The 1,186-nt window shown below is 54.3% G+C and carries 1 protein-coding gene and 1 rRNA gene; both read left to right on the forward strand.

The window, feature by feature from the left end:
- The coding region (locus HHL24_RS43410; protein ID WP_169491326.1) for a transposase at positions 1–170 on the forward strand (170 nt) is incomplete at its 5' end.
- A gap of 951 nt (positions 171–1,121) precedes the next feature.
- Positions 1,122–1,186, forward strand: a 16S ribosomal RNA gene (locus HHL24_RS43415); the annotation flags it as partial.

Genomic DNA, 1,186 nt, shown 5'->3' on the forward strand with positions numbered 1-1,186 from the left:
TCGAGCGACTGAAAGCGGGTGTAAGAGCGAAGGTGGAACATCCGTTTCGGGTGCTGAAGTGTCAGTTTGGCTATCTGAAGGCGCGGTATCGAGGATTGGCGAAGAACACGGCTCAGATCGAAACGCAGTTCGCGCTGGCTAATCTGTGGATGGCGCGCAAGATGCTGTGAAGCGCAACGAAGGCCGAAGGCGTGCGGTAAAGGCGAGGCGCGGACCGCCAGGATGCGACCGGTAGCGCTCCACCGCAGTCGCAGGTGACGATGTGATCTTCGCTCCATTGTGCGAGCTGGAAATCCAAAACAGAAACGGGTTGTTCAGACCTTCCTAAGCAAAGAAAGCGGCTCAAACCGCTAATGCTAAGTGGGCGCCCTTGCTTGCAGAAGGTAGTGGCTCCGTAGAGTCCGTGTTCGTGCACCTGCATGCGCTGGTGACAAGGGAGTCATACTTCCGGCGGCGCTGCGCGCGCCGAAGAGCCACTCACAAAACCAGTCTCCGCGTTCGCACTTCTTGTTTGTCTTCGTGGCCTGCATGCAGTTTCTACTGTGCACTCTGTTCCCCTCGTCTTCTCCATCTCCACCGTCTCTACCATCTCGTCTGTGGATCGTGACGCGAGATCGTTCGATAGCGCTTCTCGCTTGCAGAAAATCGCAATCACTGTTATTGGCCGTAAATTAACTCGGATAACTAAGTATTTTTCTGGTGCCATGGACAAGGGCTGCTCCGGTGCCGCTCAACTTTTTGAAAATAATTGCGCAAGGGGGATTGACGACCTGCCGGTCGATCTCCATAATCTCGTTTCTCTGCTGCTGATGCAGCGACGCAGAACGAAGCGGTACCGGGTGGTTGCGAGGTGGGCGGTTGATGCCTGCAGCGCGCGGTGCGGTTTGGGTGGTGAATGCGTAATCGATCTTTAAAAATTAACAGCCGATAAGTGTGGGCGCTTGATGCGCGACGCGCAGTGGACTCTTCGGGGTCTGCTGGAAGCGAAAGTATCAAGTCTCACACTAGTATTAAAGGAAGGTTTTCCTGCTGGGGTGGAAACACGCTGGCAGGATGATCATTCGTCAGTACGTTGAGTGAGCGACCGGTTCGTAACAGAACCGAAAAACAGTAACAGGTTTGAACTGAAGAGTTTGATCCTGGCTCAGATTGAACGCTGGCGGCATGCCTTACACATGCAAGTCGA

This window comes from Paraburkholderia polaris (assembly GCF_012927345.1).
In the GTDB taxonomy this organism is placed as follows: Bacteria; Pseudomonadota; Gammaproteobacteria; order Burkholderiales; family Burkholderiaceae; genus Paraburkholderia; species Paraburkholderia polaris.